Consider the following 20,367-nt stretch of genomic DNA (forward strand, 5'->3'; position numbering starts at 1 on the left):
CTGCCCATCGAAACTTGCTTAACTCGTTGATTATCAAGGAGTTTTCCGTTTCGACTGCGCCGGAAGTGGGGCGAATTATAGAGATCTGAAATCTGCCGTCAACAGTTAATTTCAGTTTTCTTTCAATAAGTTACAGGCGGTAGAAAACAGCCTGCCCCTCCTTCAATAAGGAGGAGCAAACCCAGCCTGTCTATATAGAAGGGAAACCTCAGAGCACGCCAGACTCTTTGAACGCCGCGACCGCCCCGGCATCCAGCCCCAGCACCCGCTGCAGAATCTCCAGCGTATGCTCGCCCAACAGCGGAGGAGCACGACGATACTCAACCGGCGTCTCGGACAATCGAATCGGACTCGCCACCTGAGGCACCATCCCAGCCAAGGCATGGGGCAGCTCGATCGCCAAACCACGCGCCTTGACCTGTGGATCGGCAAACATCTGCGCCAGGTCATTGATAGGCCCACACGGCACCCCTGCCTGCTCCAACTGCACCACCCATTCAGCGGTTGTCTTGAACACCGTTGCCTGGCGAATCAGCGGAATCAGCACCGCCCTGTTCGCTACCCGCAGCTTATTGGTCACAAACCGCGGATCATCCGCCCACTGCGGCTGTCCGGCGACTTCCGCAAACTTGCGAAACTGCCCGTCATTACCCACGGTAAGAATGAAGTCGCCATCCGCCGTAGGAAAATCCTGATAAGGCACGATATTCGGATGAGCATTGCCCAGACGCTTGGGAGCATTGCCCGTGGTGAGGTAGTTCATCGCCTGGTTAGCCAGGCACGCCACCTGGACATCCAGCAATGCCATATCAATATGTTGCCCACCACCCACCTGATTCCGATGCGCAAGCGCGGCCAGGATCGCGACGGTCGAATAAAGCCCCGTCAGAATGTCGGTCAGCGCCACGCCGACCTTCACCGGCCCCGCGCCCTCATCACCCTCAGGTCGACCGGTGAGGCTCATGAGACCGCCCAGCCCCTGGATCATGAAGTCATAACCCGCGCGCTTGGCATAGGGGCCGGTCTGGCCAAATCCGGTGATCGAGCAGTAGATCAGATCCGGGTTGATGGCCTTCAGCGATTCATAGTCCAGCCCATAAGCTGCCAGCCCGCCAACCTTGAAGTTCTCGATGAGAATGTCGGACTTGGCCGCCAGATCACGCACCAGCTTCTGCCCTTCCGGACGCGTGAAGTCGATCGTCACCGATTGCTTGTTGCGATTGGCCGACAGGTAATAGGCGGCCTCGCTGGTGTTTTCGCCATAGGCGTCTTTAAGGAAAGGTGGACCCCAGGCGCGCGTGTCATCGCCATTGCCCGGACGCTCGACCTTGATCACTTCAGCGCCAAGGTCCGCAAGAATCTGTCCGGACCACGGCCCGGCCAGTACTCGCGATAAATCCAGTACCCGCAGATGCGAAAGCGCGCCCATGGCGTTCTCCTATTAATAGAACGCCTGAAGACCAGTCTGCGCGCGACCGAGGATCAGCGCGTGGACGTCATGGGTACCTTCATAGGTATTGACCACTTCCAGGTTGACCAGATGGCGAGCGACGCCGAACTCGTCCGAGATACCGTTGCCGCCCAGCATGTCACGGGCCATGCGCGCGATATCCAGGGACTTGCCGCAGGAGTTGCGCTTCATCATCGAAGTGATTTCGACCGCAGCAGTACCTTCGTCTTTCATGCGACCCAGACGCAGGCAGCCTTGCAGCGCCATGGTGATCTCGGTCTGCATGTCGGCCAGTTTCTTCTGGATCAGTTGAGTGGCAGCCAATGGGCGACCGAACTGCTGACGATCCAGGGTGTACTGGCGAGCGGTGTGCCAGCAGAATTCGGCCGCGCCCAGCGCGCCCCAGGAAATGCCGTAACGTGCAGAGTTGAGGCAGGTGAACGGACCTTTCAAGCCGCGGACATCCGGGAAGATGTTCTCTTCAGGAACAAACACGTTGTCCATGACGATCTCGCCGGTGATCGAGGCGCGCAGGCCGACCTTGCCGTGAATCGCCGGAGCGCTCAGGCCTTTCCAGCCTTTCTCCAGAACGAAGCCACGGATGTCGCCCGCGTCGTCCTTGCCCCAGACCACGAACACATCGGCGATCGGGCTGTTGGTGATCCACATCTTGCTGCCGGTCAGGCTGTAGCCGCCCTCCACTTTGCGTGCACGAGTGATCATCGCGCCCGGATCGGAACCGTGGTTAGGCTCGGTCAGACCGAAGCAGCCGATCCACTCGCCCGACGCCAGCTTCGGCAGGTATTTCTGTTTCTGCGCTTCGGTACCGAATTCGTTGATCGGCACCATCACCAGCGAGGACTGCACGCTCATCATTGAGCGATAGCCGGAATCGATACGCTCGACCTCACGGGCGATCAGACCATAGCTGACGTAGTTCAGGCCGCTGCCGCCGTACTGCTCTGGAATGGTCGCGCCGAGCAGACCCACTTCGCCCATTTCGCGGAAGATCGCAGGGTCGGTCTTTTCGTGACGGAACGCTTCGAGAATGCGCGGCGCGAGGCTTTGCTGGGCGAACTGAGCGGCGGTGTCGCGGATCATGCGCTCTTCTTCGGTGAGCTGTTGATCCAGCAGCAGGGGATCGATCCAGTTGAAGCTAGCTTTACCGGCCATGAGTGTGTCCTCTCGAAACGGGTCAAATAACGTGGGATTGATCCTAGGCCGGGTTCGCAATCCGGGCAAACGAGGATTTCGCATACTGTTGTGCTAATTTCTCACTCCGAAACGTCGCAGACCGCAAATTGTGCGATGTATTAGTGAGATTGACGTACATGCGCAGAAAGATCCCCAGCACAACCGCCCTGATCAGCTTTGAAGCGGCCGCGCGCCACGAGAGCTTTACCAAGGCGGCACAGGAGCTTTCCCTGACCCAGGGAGCGATTTGCCGGCAGATCGCCAGCCTCGAAGAGTTTCTCAATGTCGAACTGTTCCGACGCTCGCGGCGCGGCGTGAAACTGACGGAAGCCGGTCTTTCCTACAGCCGCCGGGTGGCGACCCAACTCGATGCGGTTGAGCGCGACACCCTCTCGGTGATGGGCCAACAAGGCACCAACGTGATCGAACTGGCGGTGGTCCCCACCTTCGGCACCCAATGGCTGCTGCCCCGACTGAAAGACTTCCAGCAAAAACATCCGGAAGTGACGGTCAATCTGACCAACCGCACCCGCCCCTTCCTGTTCGCCGATACCGACTTCGATGCGGCGATCTATTTCGGCGACGCCGATTGGTCGGGCACCGAATCCCATCGCCTGATGGGCGAACACCCACTGCCCGTCTGCAGCCCCGGCCTGCTGGGCAAAAACACTCACCTGAGCGCCGCTCAAATCGCCGAACTCCCCCTCCTGCAACAAACCACCCGCCCCTACGCCTGGCGGCAATGGTTCGATTCGCAGCAGCTGAATGTCCCTCGCGACATGACAGGTCCCCGTTACGAGCTATTCTCCATGCTCGCCCAAGCGGCCATGCACGACATGGGGATCGCCTTGATCCCACCGTTCCTGATTCAGCGTGAATTGACCGAGAAACGACTGGTGATTGCCAACCCCCAGGCGCTCTCCAGCATCAAGGCGTATTACCTGATGATTCCCGAGCGAAAGGTCGAATCGGCGTCTTTGAGGGCTTTTCGGGATTGGCTGGTCAACCAGGCGCACAGCTACAGCATCGAAGAATAAAGGGACTCAGCCGTTTACTGACCTCGTAGTCAGCAAAATTAAAACCCTACAGATATAAGTATTTGTCGCATATTCGAAGACTGTACTTCCAAGCAGTACAAACGTCCCACAAGCGCCAGAATACATGGCTTTGAGCCTGTATTCAGGCGCGATGCAGCATCATTCATATGGCCGATGCGAAAAAACTTTATTTCTGCCGAAAATGCTCGCAAGTCACGTCCCGTAAGGGCTCGAACCGAATCGGTGCGACATTCGGTCACGGGATGACTTGTAGTTAATTTTGCGTCACGCGCCATAATCCCTTGAAAGGGCGCAAAGTTCGCCTGCAAAATGCCGCGCCCCGCCCAGATTTGGCGGGATCGTGCTGATCGGCCGCCCCAGCCGCACCATCCGTAGTGCATGGGTTTACTTAATAAGATCACGCAGGAGATTTGACGTGCACATTGGTGTTCCTCTTGAGACCCAGACGGGTGAAACACGGGTTGCTGCTACCCCGGAAACCATTAAGAAGCTGATCAGCCAGGGCCATAAGGTCACTGTTCAAAGCGGCGCCGGCATTAACGCCAGCGTTGTCGACAGTGCCTATGAAGCGGCGGGCGCAACCATTGGCAGCGCCAATGATGCGTTTGGGGCCGAGCTGGTTCTCAAAGTGGTGGCACCCAACGACAACGAACTGGCGCTGATCAAGCGTGGTACCGTTGTGGTGGGGATGCTCAACCCGTTCAGCAATGAAACCATCGCCAAAATGGCCGAGTGCGGCATTACCGCGTTCGCGCTGGAAGCGGCCCCACGTACCTCGCGCGCCCAGAGCCTGGACGTACTGTCCTCACAGGCCAACATCGCAGGCTATAAGGCCGTGCTGCTGGCCGCTCACTACTACCCTCGTTTCATGCCGATGCTGATGACGGCCGCGGGCACCGTGAAAGCGGCGCGCGTGCTGATTCTCGGCGCCGGCGTGGCTGGCCTGCAGGCGATCGCCACGGCCAAACGCCTGGGTGCGGTGATCGAGGCGTCGGACGTACGCCCTGCGGTAAAAGAGCAGATCGAATCCCTCGGCGCCAAGTTCGTCGACGTGCCTTACGAGACCGATGAAGAGCGTGAATGTGCCGTCGGTGTCGGCGGTTACGCGCGTCCCATGCCGGCAAGCTGGATGCAGCGTCAGGCCGTGGCCGTGCACGAGCGCGCCAAGCAGGCAGACATTGTCATTACCACCGCACTGATCCCGGGCCGCAAGGCGCCGACGCTGCTGAGCGCGGAAACCGTGGCACAGATGAAGCCTGGCTCGGTGGTCATTGACCTCGCCGCGGCCCAGGGCGGCAACTGCCCGCTGACAGTGGCGGACCAGGTGGTCGTCGAAAACGGCGTGACCATCGTTGGCCCGACCAACCTGGCCGGTGCGGTGGCAGCCGATGCTTCGGCGCTGTATGCCCGCAACCTGCTGGACTTCCTGAAACTGGTCTTCACCAAGGAAGGCCAGTTCGAGATCAACCTCGAAGACGACATCGTCGCCGCGTGCCTGATGTGCCGCGACGGCCAAGTCATCCGCAAAAACGCCTAAGCAGGGATTCAGACGATGGAAGAGCTTATCTCCCCCGGTATCTACAACCTGATCATCTTCGTGCTGGCGATTTATGTCGGTTACCACGTGGTCTGGAACGTTACGCCTGCGCTGCACACGCCTTTGATGGCGGTGACCAACGCAATCTCTGCGATCGTGATCGTCGGCGCCATGCTGGCAGCCGCTTTGACCGTGACGCCTTTGGGCAAAACCATGGGCACCCTGGCCGTGGCCCTGGCAGCGGTCAACGTGTTCGGTGGCTTCCTGGTCACTCGCCGCATGCTTGAGATGTTCAAGAAAAAAGCCCCGAAAGCCGCAAAAGAAGAGGCGCCGAAGTAATGAGCATGAACCTCGTAACGACGCTTTACCTGATCGCGTCGATCTGTTTCATCCAGGCCCTCAAGGGCTTGTCGCACCCGACCACGTCGCGTCGCGGCAACCTGTTCGGCATGCTCGGCATGGCGCTGGCGATCCTTACCACTGTCGGCCTCATCTACAAGCTGGGCGCTGAACTGGCCACCGCCGGCATCGGCTACGTGATCGTCGGCCTGCTGATCGGCGGCACCGCCGGTTCGATCATGGCCAAGCGCGTTGAAATGACCAAGATGCCGGAACTGGTCGCCTTCATGCACAGCATGATCGGTATGGCGGCGGTGTTCATTGCCATCGCGGCCGTGGTCGAGCCGCAATCGCTGGGCATCGTCAAACACCTGGGCGATTCGATTCCGGCGGGTAACCGTCTGGAGCTGTTCCTCGGCGCCGCCATCGGTGCAATCACCTTCTCCGGTTCCGTGATCGCCTTCGGCAAGCTATCTGGCAAGTACAAGTTCCGTCTGTTCCAGGGCGCACCCGTACAGTTCACTGGCCAGCACAAGCTGAACGCGGTACTGGGCCTGGCGACACTGGCTCTCGGCCTGACCTTCATGTTCACCGGCAACCTCACGGCGTTCGCGCTGATGCTGGCCCTGGCCTTCGTCATGGGCGTGCTGATCATCATCCCGATCGGCGGCGCCGACATGCCGGTGGTGGTGTCGATGCTTAACAGCTACTCCGGCTGGGCAGCGGCGGGTATCGGCTTCTCGCTGAACAACTCGATGCTGATCATCGCGGGCTCGCTGGTAGGTTCTTCCGGTGCGATCCTCTCGTACATCATGTGCAAGGCGATGAACCGTTCGTTCTTCAACGTCCTGCTCGGCGGTTTCGGCAACAGCGCCGATGCGGGTGACGCTGGTGGTTCGAAAGAAGCCCGTCCGGTGAAATCCGGTTCGGCCGACGACGCAACCTTCCTGCTGACCAACGCCGACAGCGTCGTCATCGTTCCGGGCTACGGCCTGGCGGTGGCCCGTGCACAGCACGCGTTGAAGGAGCTGACCGAGAAGCTGACCCATCGCGGTGTGACCGTGAAGTACGCGATCCACCCGGTAGCCGGCCGTATGCCGGGGCACATGAACGTACTGCTGGCCGAGGCCGAAGTGCCTTACGACCAGGTGTTCGAGATGGAAGACATCAACTCCGAGTTCGGCCAGGCCGACGTGGTGCTGGTGCTCGGCGCCAACGACGTGGTCAATCCGGCCGCCAAGAACGATCCGAAATCGCCGATTGCCGGCATGCCGATTCTCGAAGCGTTCAAGGCCAAGACCATCATCGTCAACAAGCGCTCGATGGCCAGCGGCTATGCCGGTCTGGATAACGAACTGTTCTATCTGGACAAAACCATGATGGTGTTCGGCGACGCTAAAAAGGTCATCGAAGACATGGTGAAAGCTGTCGAGTAACCCTCGATGCCTTGCGAAAACGCCCCGACCTGTCGGGGCGTTTTTGTTTGCGCAAATCGTCGGACAAACCAGCGCTTTGTTACTGATCCGGTAATGGTGTTTTGCTTGAAAGGCCCGGAATAGACGGCTCTTTTGCGACCTTGGTAGCGGGACAGGCCTGCGCGAAATTCAATAGACTGCGCTTCCTGCTACCCGTTACCCGAGATAACAATCCATGTACCGTGACCGTATTCGCCTGCCTTCGTTGTTGGATAAAGTGATGAGCGCCGCCGAGGCTGCCGCTCTGATTGAAGACGGCATGACCGTCGGCATGAGCGGCTTCACCCGCGCCGGCGAAGCCAAGGCCGTTCCCCACGCACTGGCTGAGCGAGCCAAGGTTACGCCGCTGAAGATCAGCCTGATGACCGGCGCCAGCCTGGGCAACGACCTGGACAAGCAACTCACCGAAGCCGGTGTACTGTCGCGACGCATGCCTTTCCAGGTCGACAACACCCTGCGCAAGGCGATCAACGCCGGCGAAGTGATGTTCATCGACCAGCACCTCTCGGAAACCGTGGAGCAACTGCGCAATCAGCAACTGAAACTGCCGGACATCGCGGTCATCGAAGCAGTGGCCATCACCGAGCAGGGTCATATCGTGCCGACCACTTCCGTGGGCAACTCGGCCAGCTTCGCGATTTTCGCCAAACACGTGATCGTCGAGATCAACATGGCGCACAACCCGAATCTCGAAGGCCTGCACGACATCTATATCCCCACCTACCGTCCGACCCGTACGCCGATTCCACTGGTCAAGGTCGAAGATCGCATCGGCAGCACCGCGATTCCGATCCCGCCGGAGAAGATTGTCGCGATCGTTGTCACCAACCAGGCCGACTCACCCTCCACCGTGCTGCCGCCAGACGCCGAAACCCAGGCCATCGCAGATCACCTGATCGGCTTCTTCAAGCAGGAGGTGGACGCCGGGCGCATGACCAACAAGCTCGGCCCGCTGCAGGCCGGGATCGGCACCATCGCCAACTCGGTGATGTGCGGCCTGATCGATTCGCCTTTCGAAGACCTGACGATGTACTCCGAAGTGTTGCAGGACTCGACGTTTGACCTGATCGACGCCGGCAAGCTGAGCTTTGCTTCGGGCAGCTCGATCACCCTGTCGAGCCGGCGCAACGCTGATGTGTTCGGCAACCTGGAGCGCTACAAGGACAAGCTGGTGCTGCGCCCGCAGGAAATTTCCAACCACCCCGAAGTCGTGCGTCGCCTTGGCATCATCGGCATCAACACGGCGCTTGAGTTCGACATCTATGGCAACGTGAACTCCACCCACGTCTGCGGCACGCGGATGATGAACGGAATCGGCGGCTCGGGGGATTTTGCGCGCAACGCGCACTTGGCGATCTTCGTGACCAAGTCGATCGCCAAGGGCGGCGCGATTTCCAGCGTGGTGCCGATGGTCAGCCATGTCGACCATACCGAGCATGACGTCGACATTCTGGTGACCGAAGTCGGTCTGGCGGACCTGCGCGGCCTGGCGCCTCGCGAGCGCGCCCGGGCGATCATCGACAACTGTGTGCACCCGGATTTCCGCCAGGCGCTCAATGACTACTTCACCGCCGCCTGCGCCCTGGGTGGACACACGCCGCACATCCTGCGCGATGCCCTGAGTTGGCACATGAACCTGGAAGAAACCGGTCGCATGCTCGCCCTATAAATAGGCAGGAGAACAGCTGGCGCAAACACAGTTTCGTCAGCTGATTCTCTTAGAGCAGTAATCCGTCAAAAACTGTACTGCTGTACCGGTCTTTTCCTACGGAAAATCCCTACGCTCACCGACCTAAACTGCAAAATCGCACCATAATGATGCAGACAGGTACAGTTGCCTCAATTTAGACCAGTACACCCCCTATAAACAGTTAACTGAGCCCTCACAATACAGATGAACTGTATCTACAGAGGCTAGGCAAACAAGAGGATCATGGGCACCAGTTAAGCCACTACCTAATCCCGCCATAAGCGGAAGGATGAAAACCATGGAACGTACACTCAGTTCCGATCTGTTCTTTCAAGACACTGCTGCAAAAACCCAGGCTTCCATGCCTCTGCGCGTTATCGCCAACCTGATGCTGTGGCAACGCCGCATCTCCAGCCGCCACCAACTGGCTCGTCTGGATTCGCGTCTGCTGGCTGACGCCGGTATCAGCGAAGCACAACGCTACGAAGAGCTGAGCAAGCCGTTCTGGCGCTAAGTAAGCGTCGCTGGCCCTGACCTCAAGGTCCACCGCCAGCACCGAATTGAAAAAACAAAGCCCGTCGTGGGAAACCACGACGGGCTTTGTCATTTCAGAGCTCAAAAAATCACCACCAGTACAGTTCCATACAAATTCAATTACACCTGAACAGTTATAGCGCTAGACTGATTGCGTCTTGACGCTGATTCACATCAGCGGATTGTCGCGAACTCGTCCACGGGCCTACTATCAACCCAGGACCGTGGCGAAGCCTGTCCCAGACATTGCGCCACCCTTACCGTCGGCTTTACAGAGGAGTTACACCCATGTCCCGTCTTCGTCTGCTCAGCGCTGCCGCTCTGCTTGCCGTGGCTGCAAATGCCAACGCCACCAGCTTCATCGTGACCACCGATGCCGTCGTCGGTGCACTCAAAGCCACCTCCGATGCCACTTCCGATGTCACTTCCTCGTTCCATGATGACAAGATCGTGCTCGCGGCCCGTGACGACGCCGCGAGCTTCGTCGCCAGCGAAGGCACCATCCGTGGCGTGAAACTGGAAAGTGCGCTGGACCATATCCGCCACCAGGCGCCACAGCTCAACGCAACCGACGCACAACTGGCCCAGGCGATCCTGACGATCTAAGCCACGCCTCCAAACCTTGTAGGAGCGAGCTTGCTCGCGATGGACGACCAGACGCCGCGGGCACTTAGTCACCCCGCGTAATCGTTGACGACCATCGCGAGCAAGCTCGCTCCTACAGTGTGTCCACGTTCAACCATCGAGTCTTATGCGTTCGCCCTCGAATCTGCTTCGCACCACTGCACTTTTCGCAGCCATCTGTTCAGGTCCCGCCCACGCCTTCGACGCCTTCAATCTGTCGACTCAGGGCACCGTGGTCAGCGGATATGCCACCAGCATGGTGACCGCCGCGCCCTTCGACCATAAAATGCTGCTCGCCGCCCGGGATGACGCCGCGGCGTTCATCGCCAGCGACGGCCAACTGAGAGGCGCGCAACTGGAGTCGGCCTTGCGTTATCTGCGCCAGACCCAGTCAAAACTTCATGCCAGCGACCTTGAACTGGCGCAGGCAATTCTCGTCCAATAGATATCCCAGATTCTTCCGGAGTTGTTCCATGCGTAATCCGCTGATCGCCGCCACCCTAGGCCTGCTGCTATTGGCCGACGTGGCCCAGGCTCATACCCTGGTCGCCACCAGTAACATCCTCATTCGTGCCACCCAGCGCACGCTCGATTTCACATCCGATACCACCACTTCGATCCGCGACTCGAAACTGGTTCGCGAGGCCCAGGACGACGCCGCCAGTTTCGTCGCCACCAACGGCGACATCCGCGGCGCTCATCTGGAAGCAGCCCTCGACATGTTGCGCACCCGCGTTCCGGAAGCCCGCGACGCAAGTGATCAGGATCTCGCCGAAGCCATCCTTGCACTGTGAGGCCTGCATTCGCCTGGCTGCTGGCCGGGACGCTGTTGCTGATCGGCAGCAGCGCCCACGCCGGCCTTGAGCTGCATCTCAAGACTGACGGCCTGACCCCTTCCCAACAGCAAGCCAGCCAGGCACTGCTCGATGAAGCCATGCAAGCGCTGCCACCGCGCTTCATCGAGCAACTCGACCGACGCATCGATGTCGGCTGGACCGACGACATGCCCGCCAACGCCTATGGCCAGGCGTCGCTGGTGTCCGAACTCGATCTGAATCGCAAGCTGCTGGCCAGCCTCGCGGACGGTACGGCGGCGACCAAGAAGACCTACCGCCCCCACGGCACCGTGCGCCGGGAAATGCTCGCCACGGTTCTGCACGAGCTGACTCACATCTACGACCGTTCGCGCCTGTGGCCCAAGGCGCAGCGCACATTGATCCAACGCTGCACCCGCCAGGAAAGCAACTCGGGGTTGGTGGGCATTGCCGATGAATGCCGCGGACAGTCCGGTCGGCGCTTCACCCTCAGCGACGATCCGCGCCTGCTGGACCTCGCCGGCTGGCAGCAATACGTCGGCCGTCGCGGCGAGCGCGAACAGCACAACCGCCAGATCGCGCGCAGCCCGGACATCTACGAGACGAGCAGCCCCAAGGAATTCGTCGCGGTGAACATGGAGTACTTCCTCCTCGATCCGAGCTACGCCTGCCGCCGCCCCTCGCTGTATCGCTATTACAAGGAACACTTCGGCTGGGCACCTGCCGCCAAGGACACCTGCAGCAAGACCTACGCGTTCCTCAATGCCGGTAATGATTTCGCCAAGACGCCGCTGGGTCAGGTCGACCCGGAGCGGGTGTATGCCGTCGACTATCTGCTGGCCGAGGCCAACCAGAACTGGGTCAGTCGTTGGGGCCACAGCATGTTGCGGCTGGTGATCTGCAAACCGGGGCGTCCGCGCGGCCCGGATTGCCGGCTCGATCTGGACCAGCATCTGGTGCTGTCCTACCGCGCCTTCGTCGGTGACGTACAGCTGTCGAGTTGGGACGGTCTGGTGGGCAAGTACCCGTCTCGCCTGTTCGTGCTGCCTTTGGCGCAAGTCATCGATGAATACACCAAGACCGAACTGCGCAGCCTGGCCTCGGTGCCGCTGAACCTGTCGCGCAGCGAAATCGAGGACACGGTGGAACGCGCCGCCGAAATGCACTGGAGCTACGACGGCAACTACTTCTTCCTGTCCAACAATTGCGCGGTCGAGGAACTCAAGCTGCTGCGCGGTGGTACCAACAATTCGAAGCTGGTCACCCTGGACAACATCATGCCCAACGGCCTGCTCGAAGTGCTCAAAGGCCGCGGCCTGGCCGATACCAGCGTGCTGGACGACCCTCGCGAAGCCCTGCGCCTGGGTTATCGCTTCGACTCCTTCCGCGAGCGCTACCAGGCGATGTTCGAGGTGTTGAAAAAGCGTCTGCCGATCAAGCAGGACACAGTGGAGCAATGGCTGGAACTGAAAGCCGAGGATCGGCGCCAGTGGTTCGACCAGGCTGACTTGCGCGCCAGCGCCGCTTTGCTCCTGCTGGAGCAGGCGAGTTTCCGCCAACAGTTGCTGCTGGCCCAGGACGAAGTGAAACAGCGTTACCTGGGCGCCCGGGAGCTGAAAAACGGTGGCATGGACAAAGCCAATCAGACCTTGAAGGACATTCTCGCCAGCAGCGGCTTCTTGAGCCGTCCGGCGGAACTGCTCGACAGTGGCGGCTATGGATTGCCGCAACCCAATGAATGGAAAAACCTGGAATCGGAAAGCAGCGAGCGCCAGAAACAGCTACAGGTGCTCAGCGGTGAACTGGACAAGGAAGTGCGAGCCCTGCTCGAGCCGGAGCGTGCCGCTGAAATGGCGGCCAACGAAGCCAACGTGAAGCAGATCGGCGAACATCTGCGCGAACTGCACAAGGCATCGGGCGGGATCGAGTTGCCGTGAGGACCTGAAAGGCCTGCACAAAAAATGGGCACCCAACCTTGGTTGGCGTGCCCATTTTTCATTCCGCTCCCCCCGCTACTTGGGTCGGGGGTGAAAATTACGGATTGACGCTGTCTTTCAACGACTTGCCTGGCTTGAACGCAACGGTGTTGCTGGCCTTGATCTTGACCGGCTCACCGGTTTGCGGGTTTTTGCCGGTGCGGGCGCCGCGGTGGCGTTGCAGGAAGGTGCCGAAACCTACCAGCGTCACGCTGTCTTTGCGGTGCAGGGCGCCGGTGATTTCTTCGAGAACGGCGTTGAGAACGCGGTTGGCCTGCTCTTTGGTGAGGTCTGCTTTTTCCGCAATGGCTGCGGCGAGTTCTGGTTTACGCATATTAGTGAAGCCCCTTTGACGGTTTGTTGTTGTTATGTCCGTGCTGCTCTCTCTGGAGCAGCGCCCAAGGCGCCGCAGATGCTCTACTCTGCGGCAGACGGGTGTGAGGATGGCACGCACCGCACAGCCGCGCCAGTATCGATACGGCCTTTCTCAGGGCATTTTGAGGGTTATTCCGACAGAACGACCGGCATTTACGCCAGCAGTGCCGGAAGCTCTTTGTTCAGGGCCAGTTTTTCCATCACCGCCGTGCCAGTCAGGGCGTAGCCGAGCAGCTTGCCACCGGCATCGCGGCAAAGCGCCTTGATGTCAGCACCCTGTCCTTCCACCGTCCAGCTACCTTCCAGGCCCCGTGGCGGCGGGGACACCACCAACGGGCACACCGGGGTTTTGACGGTAATCGGCATCGGGCCGTAGTTGACCGCCGTCGGGTTGCCGGCGAGGGTCTGGGCCAGCGCGCGTGCGCAGCTCATCAGCGGCATCACGTACAGCAGATTCAGCCCGTCGACCTCGGCACAGTCGCCCAGGGCGTAAATGTTGGCGTGGGAGGTTTGCAGATGACGGTTGACCATCACACCGCGATTGACCTGCAAACCCGCCGCGGCGGCCAGGTCGATGCGCGGGCGCAGGCCAATGGCCGAAACCACCACGTCGCAGGCAATGATCTGGCCGTCGGAGAGATGCGCCTCCAGACCATCGGCAACCCGTTGCAGACGATTGAGCACCGGGCCGAGGTGGAAGCGCGCACCAAGGCTCTCCAGCCCTGCCTGAACCGCAGCGGCCGCCGCGGGGTGCAGCAGCGTCGGCATGACCTGCTCGCAGGGTGCTACCAGGTCCACTTCATAGCCGCCCAGGCTCAGATCGTTGGCGAACTCGCAGCCGATCAGGCCGGCGCCGAGCAGCAGCACCCGCCGCTTGCCGGCGGCGGCCGCACGAAAGCGTGCGTAGTCTTCCAGGTCGTTGATCGGGAATACGCAGTCCGCCCCATCACCTTCGATGGGCACGCGCACGGTTTCTGCGCCCCAGGCCAGGATCAGGTCACGGTAAATGACCGCTTCCTCACCGATCCACAGGCGTTTGTGGCCAGGATCGATGCCGCTGATGCGGGTATGGGTGCGGACTTCAGCCTTCAGCTGCTCGGCCATCGCACCGGGTTCGGCCATGCTCAGGCCATCGGCGTCCTTGTTTTTGCCGAAACCGGTGGACAGCATCGGCTTGGAGTAGGAACGCCCGTCATCGGCGGTAATCAGCAGCAGCGGGGTTTCGCCATCGAGTTTGCGAAACTCCCGGGCCAGGTTGTAGCCCGCAAGGCCGGTGCCGACGATCACGACAGGTGCGTTCATTGCCTACTCCTTTAGATGTCTTAGTTGATTTCGATCATTTCGAAATCCATTTTGCCGACGCCGCAATCCGGGCACAGCCAGTCTTCCGGCACGTCCTGCCACAGGGTGCCCGGCGCAATGCCGTCATCCGGCCAGCCGTCGGCTTCGTTGTAGATCAGGCCGCAGACCACACATTGCCACTTTTTCATTCAATCAGTTCCTCAGGGTTCAGGTGTTGCCGGCGCGAACGGTCGATGGATACAGCGCTGCCGCTCGGCTCAGGGCGTTTTGTACTGATGGGGCCCGGCAGATGCAAGCCTGTTCGGCGCAACCGGGGGCTTATCACTCGATATGATGGCCTGACATGGTAAGCTCGCCGCCTCATTTGCTGCCAATACTGACTCATTGTGCACCACTCAGAATCCCCGCTCTGGCTCCCCCAAAGCCTGCTCACGCCCCTCCCCGACCCGTTTACCCTCGACTGGCTGTTCGACGAAGGATCGCTGACCCGGCGCCTGACCCGTCTGTCGAATGACGGCTTCAGCGTCACGCCATTGTTCGAAGGCTGGCAAACCCTGCGCGACGATGAATGCGCCGCCTTGGATCTGGCCGAAGGCAGCGAAGGCTGGGTGCGCGAGGTGTATTTGCGCGGGCATGGCGAGGCCTGGGTGTTTGCCCGCAGCGTCGCGGCACGCAGCGCGCTGCAGGGCGACGGCTTGCACATGGACGAACTGGGCAGCCGCTCGCTCGGCGAACTGCTGTTTTGCGATCACGCCTTCCAGCGCCGCGCCATCGAGGTTTGCCACTATCCTCAAGCATGGCTGCCGGGCGAAGTCAGCGCGCCTGAACTCTGGGGCCGCCGTTCACGCTTCGACCGCGGCACGTTGAGCGTACTGGTGGCCGAAATATTCCTGCCGACCCTGTGGAACGCCGCCCGCGCCCACCCGGAGAACTGCTGATGTATCAGAGCCTGCTCAAGTCCCTGAATCGCGTGAATCCTCGGGCCTGGGACTTCATTCAGCTGACGCGGATGGACAAGCCGATCGGCATTTATCTGCTGCTGTGGCCGACGCTGTGGGCGCTGTGGATCGCCGGCAAGGGCTCACCGTCTCTGGCCAACATCGTGATTTTCGTCCTCGGCGTAGTGCTGACCCGTGCCGGCGGTTGCGTGATCAATGATTGGGCGGACCGCAAGGTCGACGGTCATGTGAAGCGCACCGAACAGCGTCCGCTGGTCAGCGGCAAGATCAGCTCCAAAGAGGCGCTGGTGTTCTTTGCCGTGCTGATGGGCGTGAGCTTCCTGCTGGTCCTGTGCACCAACGCCACCACGATCCTGCTGTCGCTTGGCGGCCTGGCGCTGGCGTTCAGCTACCCGTTCATGAAGCGCTACACCTATTACCCGCAAGTGGTACTGGGCGCTGCGTTTTCCTGGGGGATGCCGATGGCGTTCACCGCCGAAACCGGTGAATTGCCGGCAGCGGCGTGGCTGTTGTACATCGCCAACCTGATGTGGACGGTGGGCTACGACACCTATTACGCGATGACCGACCGCGATGACGATCTGAAGATCGGCGTGAAATCCACGGCGATTCTGTTCGGAGAGGCCGACCGGGTGATCATCCTGACCCTGCAATGCCTGGCATTGGGTTGCCTGCTGCTGGCCGGGTCGAAATTCGAGCTGGGCGGCTGGTTCCACCTCGGGCTGGCGGTGGCCGCGGGCTGCTTTGCCTGGGAGTTCTGGTACACGCGGGGCAAGGACCGGATGCGTTGCTTCAAGGCGTTCCTGCACAACCACTGGGCCGGTTTGGCGATTTTCGTCGGGATTGTGCTGGATTACGCGTTGCGTTGAGATTCAGAAAAAAAGATCGCAGCCTGCGGCAGCTCCTACATGAGGGTGCCGGAGGCTGCGATTTTTTTTGCAGAAAAACTTATTTCTGCGATTCGTGCACTACGTGCCAGACGTCTTTCATCTTGTCGCCCGTCATGTCTCCGGGCTTGGTGTCTTTCACGAAGGTGTACAGCGGCTTGCCGTCATAGGCGTATTGCATATGGCCGTCATCGCGCTTGATCACGGTCCATTTGCCTTCGGCCTTGGCGTCAGCAGGGGCCATCATCGGTGGCCAGTTCTTGGCGCACTCGTCGTTGCACATCGACTTGCCGCCCGAGTCTTTGTCGAACGTGTACAGCGTCATGCCTTTGTGATCGACCATCATCCCGTCTTTCATCATCGCCGGGTCGGCAGCAAACGCCAGTGTCGGCAGCGTTATCGCGGCAGTGACCAGCAGAGCCTTCCAGGATTGAGCAATGTGATTCATGGAAACCTTCCGTTTGTGGTTGTCAGGGTTCGGACTTAGAGCTTAGTTCAGGTTCGCCACAATCGCAGGCTGACTAAAATACTGTCACACGACTGCAATATTTCCGTTATCTAATGCGGCGCAAGACAGTTAAATGACAAGAGGATTAAGGCATGGTTGGCAGGAGCATTCTGATCGTCGACGACGAAGCGCCTATTCGCGAAATGATCGCCGTTGCATTGGAAATGGCCGGCTATGACTGCCTGGAGGCTGAGAACTCCCAGCAGGCCCACGCCATTATCGTTGACCGCAAGCCGGACCTGATCCTGCTCGACTGGATGCTGCCCGGCACCTCCGGCATCGAGCTGGCCCGACGCCTGAAGCGCGATGAGCTGACCGGGGATATCCCGATCATCATGCTCACCGCCAAGGGCGAAGAGGACAACAAGATCCAGGGCCTGGAAGTCGGCGCCGACGATTACATCACCAAACCTTTCTCCCCTCGCGAGCTGGTCGCGCGACTGAAAGCCGTACTGCGTCGCGCCGGCCCGACCGATGGCGAAGCGCCGATTGAAGTCGGCGGCCTGCTGCTCGATCCGATCGGCCACCGTGTGACCATCGACGGCAAGCCTGCGGAAATGGGACCGACCGAATACCGTCTGTTGCAGTTTTTCATGACCCACCAGGAGCGCGCCTATACCCGTGGCCAGCTGCTGGATCAGGTCTGGGGCGGCAACGTCTATGTCGAGGAGCGCACCGTCGACGTGCATATCCGTCGCCTGCGCAAAGCCCTCGGCGATGCCTACGAAAATCTGGTACAAACCGTGCGCGGCACCGGCTATCGGTTCTCTACCAAGGCCTGAGCCGGATTTCTCCCGCTGTTGCAGTAGACAAGGACGCGCGTTCAAGTGAATCAAAACTGGCATGGCACCCTGATTCGCCACATGCTGCTGCTGGTCACCGCCTGCCTGGTGATTGGCCTGATCACTGGCTACTACGGCTGGAGCCTCGCTGCGGGACTGGGCATTTACCTGGCCTGGACCCTCAAACAGCTGCTGCGCCTGCATGAATGGCTGCGCCTGCACAAACCCGATGAAGCACCGCCAGATGGCTACGGCCTGTGGGGCGAAGTGTTCGACAGCATCTACCACCTGCAACGCCGCGACCAACGGGTTCGCGGGCGTCTGCAAGCGGTGATCGACCGGGTCCAGGAATCCACCGCAGCGTTGAAGGACGCCGTCGTCATGCTCGACACCGACGGCAACCTGGAATGGTGGAACCGCGCCGCCGAAACCCTGCTGGGCCTCAAGACACCGCAGGACAGCGGCCAACCGGTGACCAATCTGGTGCGCCATCCGCGCTTCAAGGAGTACTTCGAGCTGGACAACTACGCCGAACCACTGGAAATCCCCTCGCCGACCAACGATCGGATGCGCATTCAGCTGTACATCACCCGCTACGGCAACAACGAACACCTTATGCTGGTGCGCGATGTCACACGCATCCATCAGCTGGAGCAGATGCGCAAGGACTTCATCGCCAACGTTTCCCACGAGCTGCGCACGCCGCTGACGGTGATCTGCGGTTATCTGGAAACCCTGCTCGACAACGTCGAGGAAGTGAACCCGCGCTGGGGTCGCGCCCTGCAGCAGATGCAGCAACAGGGCGGACGCATGCAGACCCTGCTCAACGACTTGCTGTTGCTGGCCAAGCTGGAAGCTACGGATTACCCGTCGGACAACCAGCCGGTGGCCATCGACGGCCTGCTGCAATCGATCAAGAGTGATGCGCAGCAGCTGTCCGGCCAGAAAAACCAGCGCATCACCCTGGAAGCCGACCCCACCATCCTGCTCAAGGGCAGCGAAGGGGAACTGCGGAGTGCGTTTTCCAACCTGGTGTTCAACGCCGTGAAGTACACCCAGGCCGAAGGCAACATCCGCATTCGCTGGTGGGGTGACGAGCAAGGTGCGCACCTGAGCGTGCAGGACTCCGGGATCGGCATCGACAGCAAACACCTGCCGCGCCTGACCGAGCGCTTCTACCGTGTCGACTCCAGTCGCAATTCCAATACCGGCGGCACCGGCCTGGGGCTGGCGATCGTCAAACACGTCCTGCTGCGCCACCGTGCGCGGATGGAAATCAGCAGCGTGCCGGGCCACGGCAGTACCTTTACCTGCCATTTCGCTCCCGCCCAGGTCAGCAAATCCCGGGTCATCAGCACCGCCGACTGATACCGGCCAGCACTGGCCACTAGGCAATTGCCAAGTCAGCCGCTACATTGGCTGACTTGCGCCTGCCTTTTCAGGCGCACTTTTTTCTTATCCTTCGAATACACGGAACCCGCAAAACTCCATCATGGACCCTTCCCCTGGTTTGACCCTCGCAACAATATTCGCCGACTTCGGCATGATTCTTTTTGCTCTGATCCTGGTTTTGCTCAACGGCTTTTTCGTTGCGGCGGAATTTGCCATGGTCAAGCTGCGCTCGACCCGCGTCGAGGCCATCGCTGAGCAGCACGGCTGGCGCGGACACATCCTGCGCACCGTACACAGCCAGCTCGATGCCTACCTGTCGGCGTGCCAACTGGGTATCACCCTCGCCTCCCTGGGCCTGGGCTGGGTCGGTGAGCCGGCCTTCGCCCACATTCTGGAACCGGTATTGAGTGCCGTGGGCGTGGACTCTCCCGAAGTGGTCAAGGCGGTATCGTTCTTCACCGCGTTCTTCATCATTTCGTACCTGCACATCGTGGTCGGCGAACTGGCGCCCAAATCCTGGGCGATCCGCAAACCCGAGCTGCTGTCGCTGTGGACCGCGGTGCCGCTGTACCTGTTCTATTGGGCCATGTACCCGGCCATCTACCTGCTCAACGCCAGCGCCAACCAGATCCTGCGCATCGCCGGTCAAGGCGAGCCCGGCCCGCACCATGAGCACCATTACAGCCGCGAAGAACTGAAACTGATCCTGCACTCCAGCCGTGGTCAGGATCCGAGCGACCAGGGCATGCGCGTACTGGCCTCGGCGGTGGAAATGGGCGAGCTGGAGGTAGTCGACTGGGCCAACTCCCGCGAAGACCTGGTGACCCTGGAGTTCAACGCACCGCTCAAGGAAATCCTGGCGATGTTCCGTCGCCACAAGTTCAGCCGTTATCCGGTGTACGACAGCGAGCGACAGGAGTTCGTCGGCCTGCTGCACATCAAGGACCTGCTGCTGGAACTGGCGGCCCTGGACCACATTCCGGAGTCGTTCAACCTGGCCGAGCTGACCCGTCCGTTGGAGCGCGTGTCCCGGCACATGCCGCTGTCGCAATTGCTGGAGCAGTTCCGCAAGGGCGGCTCGCACTTCGCCGTGGTTGAAGAGGCCGACGGCAACATCATCGGCTACCTGACCATGGAAGACGTGCTGGAAGTGCTGGTCGGCGACATCCAGGACGAACACCGCAAGGCCGAACGCGGGATCCTCGCGTACCAGCCGGGCAAACTGCTGGTGCGTGGCGATACGCCGTTGTTCAAGGTCGAACGGCTGCTGGGGATCGATCTGGACCACGTCGAAGCGGAAACGCTGGCGGGCCTGGTCTACGAGAGCCTCAAGCGCGTGCCGGAAGAGGAAGAAGTGCTGGAAGTCGAAGGCTTGCGGATCATCATCAAGAAGATGAAGGGTCCGAAGATCATTTTGGCCAAGGTGTTGATGCTGGACTGAGTTTCCCGGCGTTAATCCGAGTCGATCCC

At 60.3% G+C, this 20,367-nt stretch carries 21 protein-coding genes; 15 read left to right on the plus strand and 6 right to left on the minus strand.

What is annotated here, in order from left to right; translation table 11 throughout:
* Positions 1-208: 208 nt before the first annotated feature.
* Both K9857_RS22405 and K9857_RS22410 read right to left on the minus strand, forming a co-directional pair.
* Positions 209-1,429, minus strand: a complete 1,221-nt coding sequence (locus K9857_RS22405; RefSeq protein ID WP_224539412.1) for a CaiB/BaiF CoA transferase family protein — start codon at positions 1,427-1,429, stop codon at positions 209-211.
* Positions 1,430-1,441: 12 nt separating this feature from the next.
* The gene (locus K9857_RS22410; protein WP_175375562.1) at positions 1,442-2,623 is read right to left on the minus strand and encodes an acyl-CoA dehydrogenase; all 1,182 of its coding nucleotides are present in this window, start codon (positions 2,621-2,623) and stop codon (positions 1,442-1,444) included.
* A gap of 158 nt (positions 2,624-2,781) precedes the next feature.
* Here K9857_RS22410 and K9857_RS22415 point away from each other — a divergent pair, with 158 nt between their 5' ends.
* From K9857_RS22415 to K9857_RS22460, 10 genes are all read left to right on the plus strand, one after another.
* Positions 2,782-3,681, plus strand: a complete 900-nt coding sequence (locus K9857_RS22415; protein ID WP_224539414.1) for a LysR family transcriptional regulator — start codon at positions 2,782-2,784, stop codon at positions 3,679-3,681.
* A 436-nt stretch (positions 3,682-4,117) separates the two neighbouring features.
* Positions 4,118-5,239, plus strand: a complete 1,122-nt coding sequence (locus K9857_RS22420; protein ID WP_224539416.1) for a Re/Si-specific NAD(P)(+) transhydrogenase subunit alpha — start codon at positions 4,118-4,120, stop codon at positions 5,237-5,239.
* A gap of 15 nt (positions 5,240-5,254) precedes the next feature.
* A complete protein-coding gene (locus K9857_RS22425) occupies positions 5,255-5,578 on the plus strand; it encodes an NAD(P) transhydrogenase subunit alpha (RefSeq protein WP_003196446.1) in 324 nt (107 codons plus the stop codon).
* Complete coding sequence (locus K9857_RS22430; protein ID WP_224539418.1) at positions 5,578-7,014, plus strand: NAD(P)(+) transhydrogenase (Re/Si-specific) subunit beta; 1,437 nt, start codon at positions 5,578-5,580, stop codon at positions 7,012-7,014. Before K9857_RS22425 ends, K9857_RS22430 begins: the two co-directional genes overlap by 1 nt.
* Positions 7,015-7,228: 214 nt before the next feature.
* Complete coding sequence (locus tag K9857_RS22435) at positions 7,229-8,722, plus strand: acetyl-CoA hydrolase/transferase family protein (protein ID WP_224539420.1); 1,494 nt, start codon at positions 7,229-7,231, stop codon at positions 8,720-8,722.
* A 319-nt stretch (positions 8,723-9,041) separates the two neighbouring features.
* Positions 9,042-9,257: a DUF1127 domain-containing protein gene (locus tag K9857_RS22440; RefSeq protein ID WP_077047090.1), complete on the plus strand. Its 216-nt coding sequence runs from the start codon at positions 9,042-9,044 to the stop codon at positions 9,255-9,257.
* A 308-nt stretch (positions 9,258-9,565) separates the two neighbouring features.
* A complete protein-coding gene (locus tag K9857_RS22445; RefSeq protein ID WP_224539422.1) occupies positions 9,566-9,883 on the plus strand; it encodes a DUF2388 domain-containing protein in 318 nt (105 codons plus the stop codon).
* Between the two features lie 145 nt (positions 9,884-10,028).
* Positions 10,029-10,346 carry a DUF2388 domain-containing protein gene (locus K9857_RS22450; RefSeq protein ID WP_224539424.1) on the plus strand — a complete coding sequence of 106 codons (318 nt, stop codon included), beginning with the start codon at positions 10,029-10,031 and terminating at the stop codon, positions 10,344-10,346.
* Positions 10,347-10,374: 28 nt separating this feature from the next.
* Positions 10,375-10,695, plus strand: a complete 321-nt coding sequence (locus tag K9857_RS22455; protein ID WP_224539426.1) for a DUF2388 domain-containing protein — start codon at positions 10,375-10,377, stop codon at positions 10,693-10,695.
* Positions 10,692-12,653, plus strand: a complete 1,962-nt coding sequence (locus K9857_RS22460; RefSeq protein ID WP_224539428.1) for a DUF4105 domain-containing protein — start codon at positions 10,692-10,694, stop codon at positions 12,651-12,653. The genes K9857_RS22455 and K9857_RS22460 overlap by 4 nt, the downstream gene beginning before the upstream one ends.
* 97 nt (positions 12,654-12,750) lie before the next feature.
* Here the strand turns inward: K9857_RS22460 and K9857_RS22465 are convergent, their stop codons facing one another.
* The 3 genes from K9857_RS22465 to K9857_RS22475 all read right to left on the minus strand — a co-directional run bounded on the left by K9857_RS22465 (position 12,751) and on the right by K9857_RS22475 (position 14,557).
* Positions 12,751-13,026, minus strand: coding sequence for an HU family DNA-binding protein (locus K9857_RS22465; protein WP_003213368.1), 276 nt, complete (start codon positions 13,024-13,026; stop codon positions 12,751-12,753).
* Positions 13,027-13,220: 194 nt separating this feature from the next.
* The gene (locus K9857_RS22470) at positions 13,221-14,369 is read right to left on the minus strand and encodes an NAD(P)/FAD-dependent oxidoreductase (RefSeq protein ID WP_224539430.1); all 1,149 of its coding nucleotides are present in this window, start codon (positions 14,367-14,369) and stop codon (positions 13,221-13,223) included.
* Positions 14,370-14,389: 20 nt separating this feature from the next.
* A complete protein-coding gene (locus K9857_RS22475; protein ID WP_007954349.1) occupies positions 14,390-14,557 on the minus strand; it encodes a rubredoxin in 168 nt (55 codons plus the stop codon).
* Positions 14,558-14,755: 198 nt separating this feature from the next.
* Here K9857_RS22475 and K9857_RS22480 point away from each other — a divergent pair, with 198 nt between their 5' ends.
* Together K9857_RS22480 and ubiA are read left to right on the plus strand one after the other, a co-directional pair.
* A complete protein-coding gene (locus tag K9857_RS22480; protein WP_224539432.1) occupies positions 14,756-15,307 on the plus strand; it encodes a chorismate--pyruvate lyase family protein in 552 nt (183 codons plus the stop codon).
* Entirely contained in the window at positions 15,307-16,197 is an 891-nt protein-coding gene (gene ubiA, locus K9857_RS22485) for a 4-hydroxybenzoate octaprenyltransferase (protein ID WP_224539434.1), read from the plus strand. The genes K9857_RS22480 and ubiA overlap by 1 nt, the downstream gene beginning before the upstream one ends.
* Before the next feature lie 79 nt (positions 16,198-16,276).
* On the opposite strand, the gene K9857_RS22490 is transcribed toward ubiA, so the two are convergent.
* The gene (locus K9857_RS22490; RefSeq protein ID WP_224539436.1) at positions 16,277-16,663 is read right to left on the minus strand and encodes a hypothetical protein; all 387 of its coding nucleotides are present in this window, start codon (positions 16,661-16,663) and stop codon (positions 16,277-16,279) included.
* A 152-nt stretch (positions 16,664-16,815) separates the two neighbouring features.
* On the opposite strand from K9857_RS22490, the gene phoB reads away from it, so the two are divergent.
* The 3 genes from phoB (at position 16,816) to K9857_RS22505 (ending at position 20,338) form a co-directional block, all read left to right on the plus strand.
* Positions 16,816-17,505: a phosphate regulon transcriptional regulator PhoB gene (gene phoB, locus K9857_RS22495; RefSeq protein ID WP_034149326.1), complete on the plus strand. Its 690-nt coding sequence runs from the start codon at positions 16,816-16,818 to the stop codon at positions 17,503-17,505.
* Positions 17,506-17,586: 81 nt separating this feature from the next.
* Entirely contained in the window at positions 17,587-18,873 is a 1,287-nt protein-coding gene (gene phoR / locus K9857_RS22500; protein WP_263487993.1) for a phosphate regulon sensor histidine kinase PhoR, read from the plus strand.
* Positions 18,874-18,997: 124 nt separating this feature from the next.
* Positions 18,998-20,338: a hemolysin family protein gene (locus K9857_RS22505; RefSeq protein ID WP_224539440.1), complete on the plus strand. Its 1,341-nt coding sequence runs from the start codon at positions 18,998-19,000 to the stop codon at positions 20,336-20,338.
* Positions 20,339-20,367: the final 29 nt, after the last annotated feature.

The sequence above is a fragment of the Pseudomonas sp. REP124 genome (genome assembly GCF_020164475.1).
GTDB lineage: Bacteria > Pseudomonadota > Gammaproteobacteria > Pseudomonadales > Pseudomonadaceae > Aquipseudomonas.

Excerpts from the sequence above, each read along its gene's own strand:
- K9857_RS22440 (WP_077047090.1), top strand. The coding sequence starts at position 9,042 with ATGGAACGTACACTCAGTTCCGATCTGTTCTTTCAAGACACTGCTGCA.
- K9857_RS22410 (WP_175375562.1), bottom strand. The coding sequence starts at position 2,623 with ATGGCCGGTAAAGCTAGCTTCAACTGGATCGATCCCCTGCTGCTGGAT.
- K9857_RS22475 (WP_007954349.1), bottom strand. The coding sequence starts at position 14,557 with ATGAAAAAGTGGCAATGTGTGGTCTGCGGCCTGATCTACAACGAAGCC.
- K9857_RS22450 (WP_224539424.1), top strand. The coding sequence starts at position 10,029 with ATGCGTTCGCCCTCGAATCTGCTTCGCACCACTGCACTTTTCGCAGCC.
- phoB (WP_034149326.1), top strand. The coding sequence starts at position 16,816 with ATGGTTGGCAGGAGCATTCTGATCGTCGACGACGAAGCGCCTATTCGC.
- K9857_RS22430 (WP_224539418.1), top strand. The coding sequence starts at position 5,578 with ATGAGCATGAACCTCGTAACGACGCTTTACCTGATCGCGTCGATCTGT.
- K9857_RS22470 (WP_224539430.1), bottom strand. The coding sequence starts at position 14,369 with ATGAACGCACCTGTCGTGATCGTCGGCACCGGCCTTGCGGGCTACAAC.
- K9857_RS22445 (WP_224539422.1), top strand. The coding sequence starts at position 9,566 with ATGTCCCGTCTTCGTCTGCTCAGCGCTGCCGCTCTGCTTGCCGTGGCT.
- K9857_RS22415 (WP_224539414.1), top strand. The coding sequence starts at position 2,782 with ATGCGCAGAAAGATCCCCAGCACAACCGCCCTGATCAGCTTTGAAGCG.
- phoR (WP_263487993.1), top strand. The coding sequence starts at position 17,587 with ATGCTGCTGCTGGTCACCGCCTGCCTGGTGATTGGCCTGATCACTGGC.
- K9857_RS22465 (WP_003213368.1), bottom strand. The coding sequence starts at position 13,026 with ATGCGTAAACCAGAACTCGCCGCAGCCATTGCGGAAAAAGCAGACCTC.
- K9857_RS22505 (WP_224539440.1), top strand. The coding sequence starts at position 18,998 with ATGGACCCTTCCCCTGGTTTGACCCTCGCAACAATATTCGCCGACTTC.
- K9857_RS22425 (WP_003196446.1), top strand. The coding sequence starts at position 5,255 with ATGGAAGAGCTTATCTCCCCCGGTATCTACAACCTGATCATCTTCGTG.
- K9857_RS22405 (WP_224539412.1), bottom strand. The coding sequence starts at position 1,429 with ATGGGCGCGCTTTCGCATCTGCGGGTACTGGATTTATCGCGAGTACTG.
- K9857_RS22455 (WP_224539426.1), top strand. The coding sequence starts at position 10,375 with ATGCGTAATCCGCTGATCGCCGCCACCCTAGGCCTGCTGCTATTGGCC.
- K9857_RS22435 (WP_224539420.1), top strand. The coding sequence starts at position 7,229 with ATGTACCGTGACCGTATTCGCCTGCCTTCGTTGTTGGATAAAGTGATG.
- ubiA (WP_224539434.1), top strand. The coding sequence starts at position 15,307 with ATGTATCAGAGCCTGCTCAAGTCCCTGAATCGCGTGAATCCTCGGGCC.
- K9857_RS22490 (WP_224539436.1), bottom strand. The coding sequence starts at position 16,663 with ATGAATCACATTGCTCAATCCTGGAAGGCTCTGCTGGTCACTGCCGCG.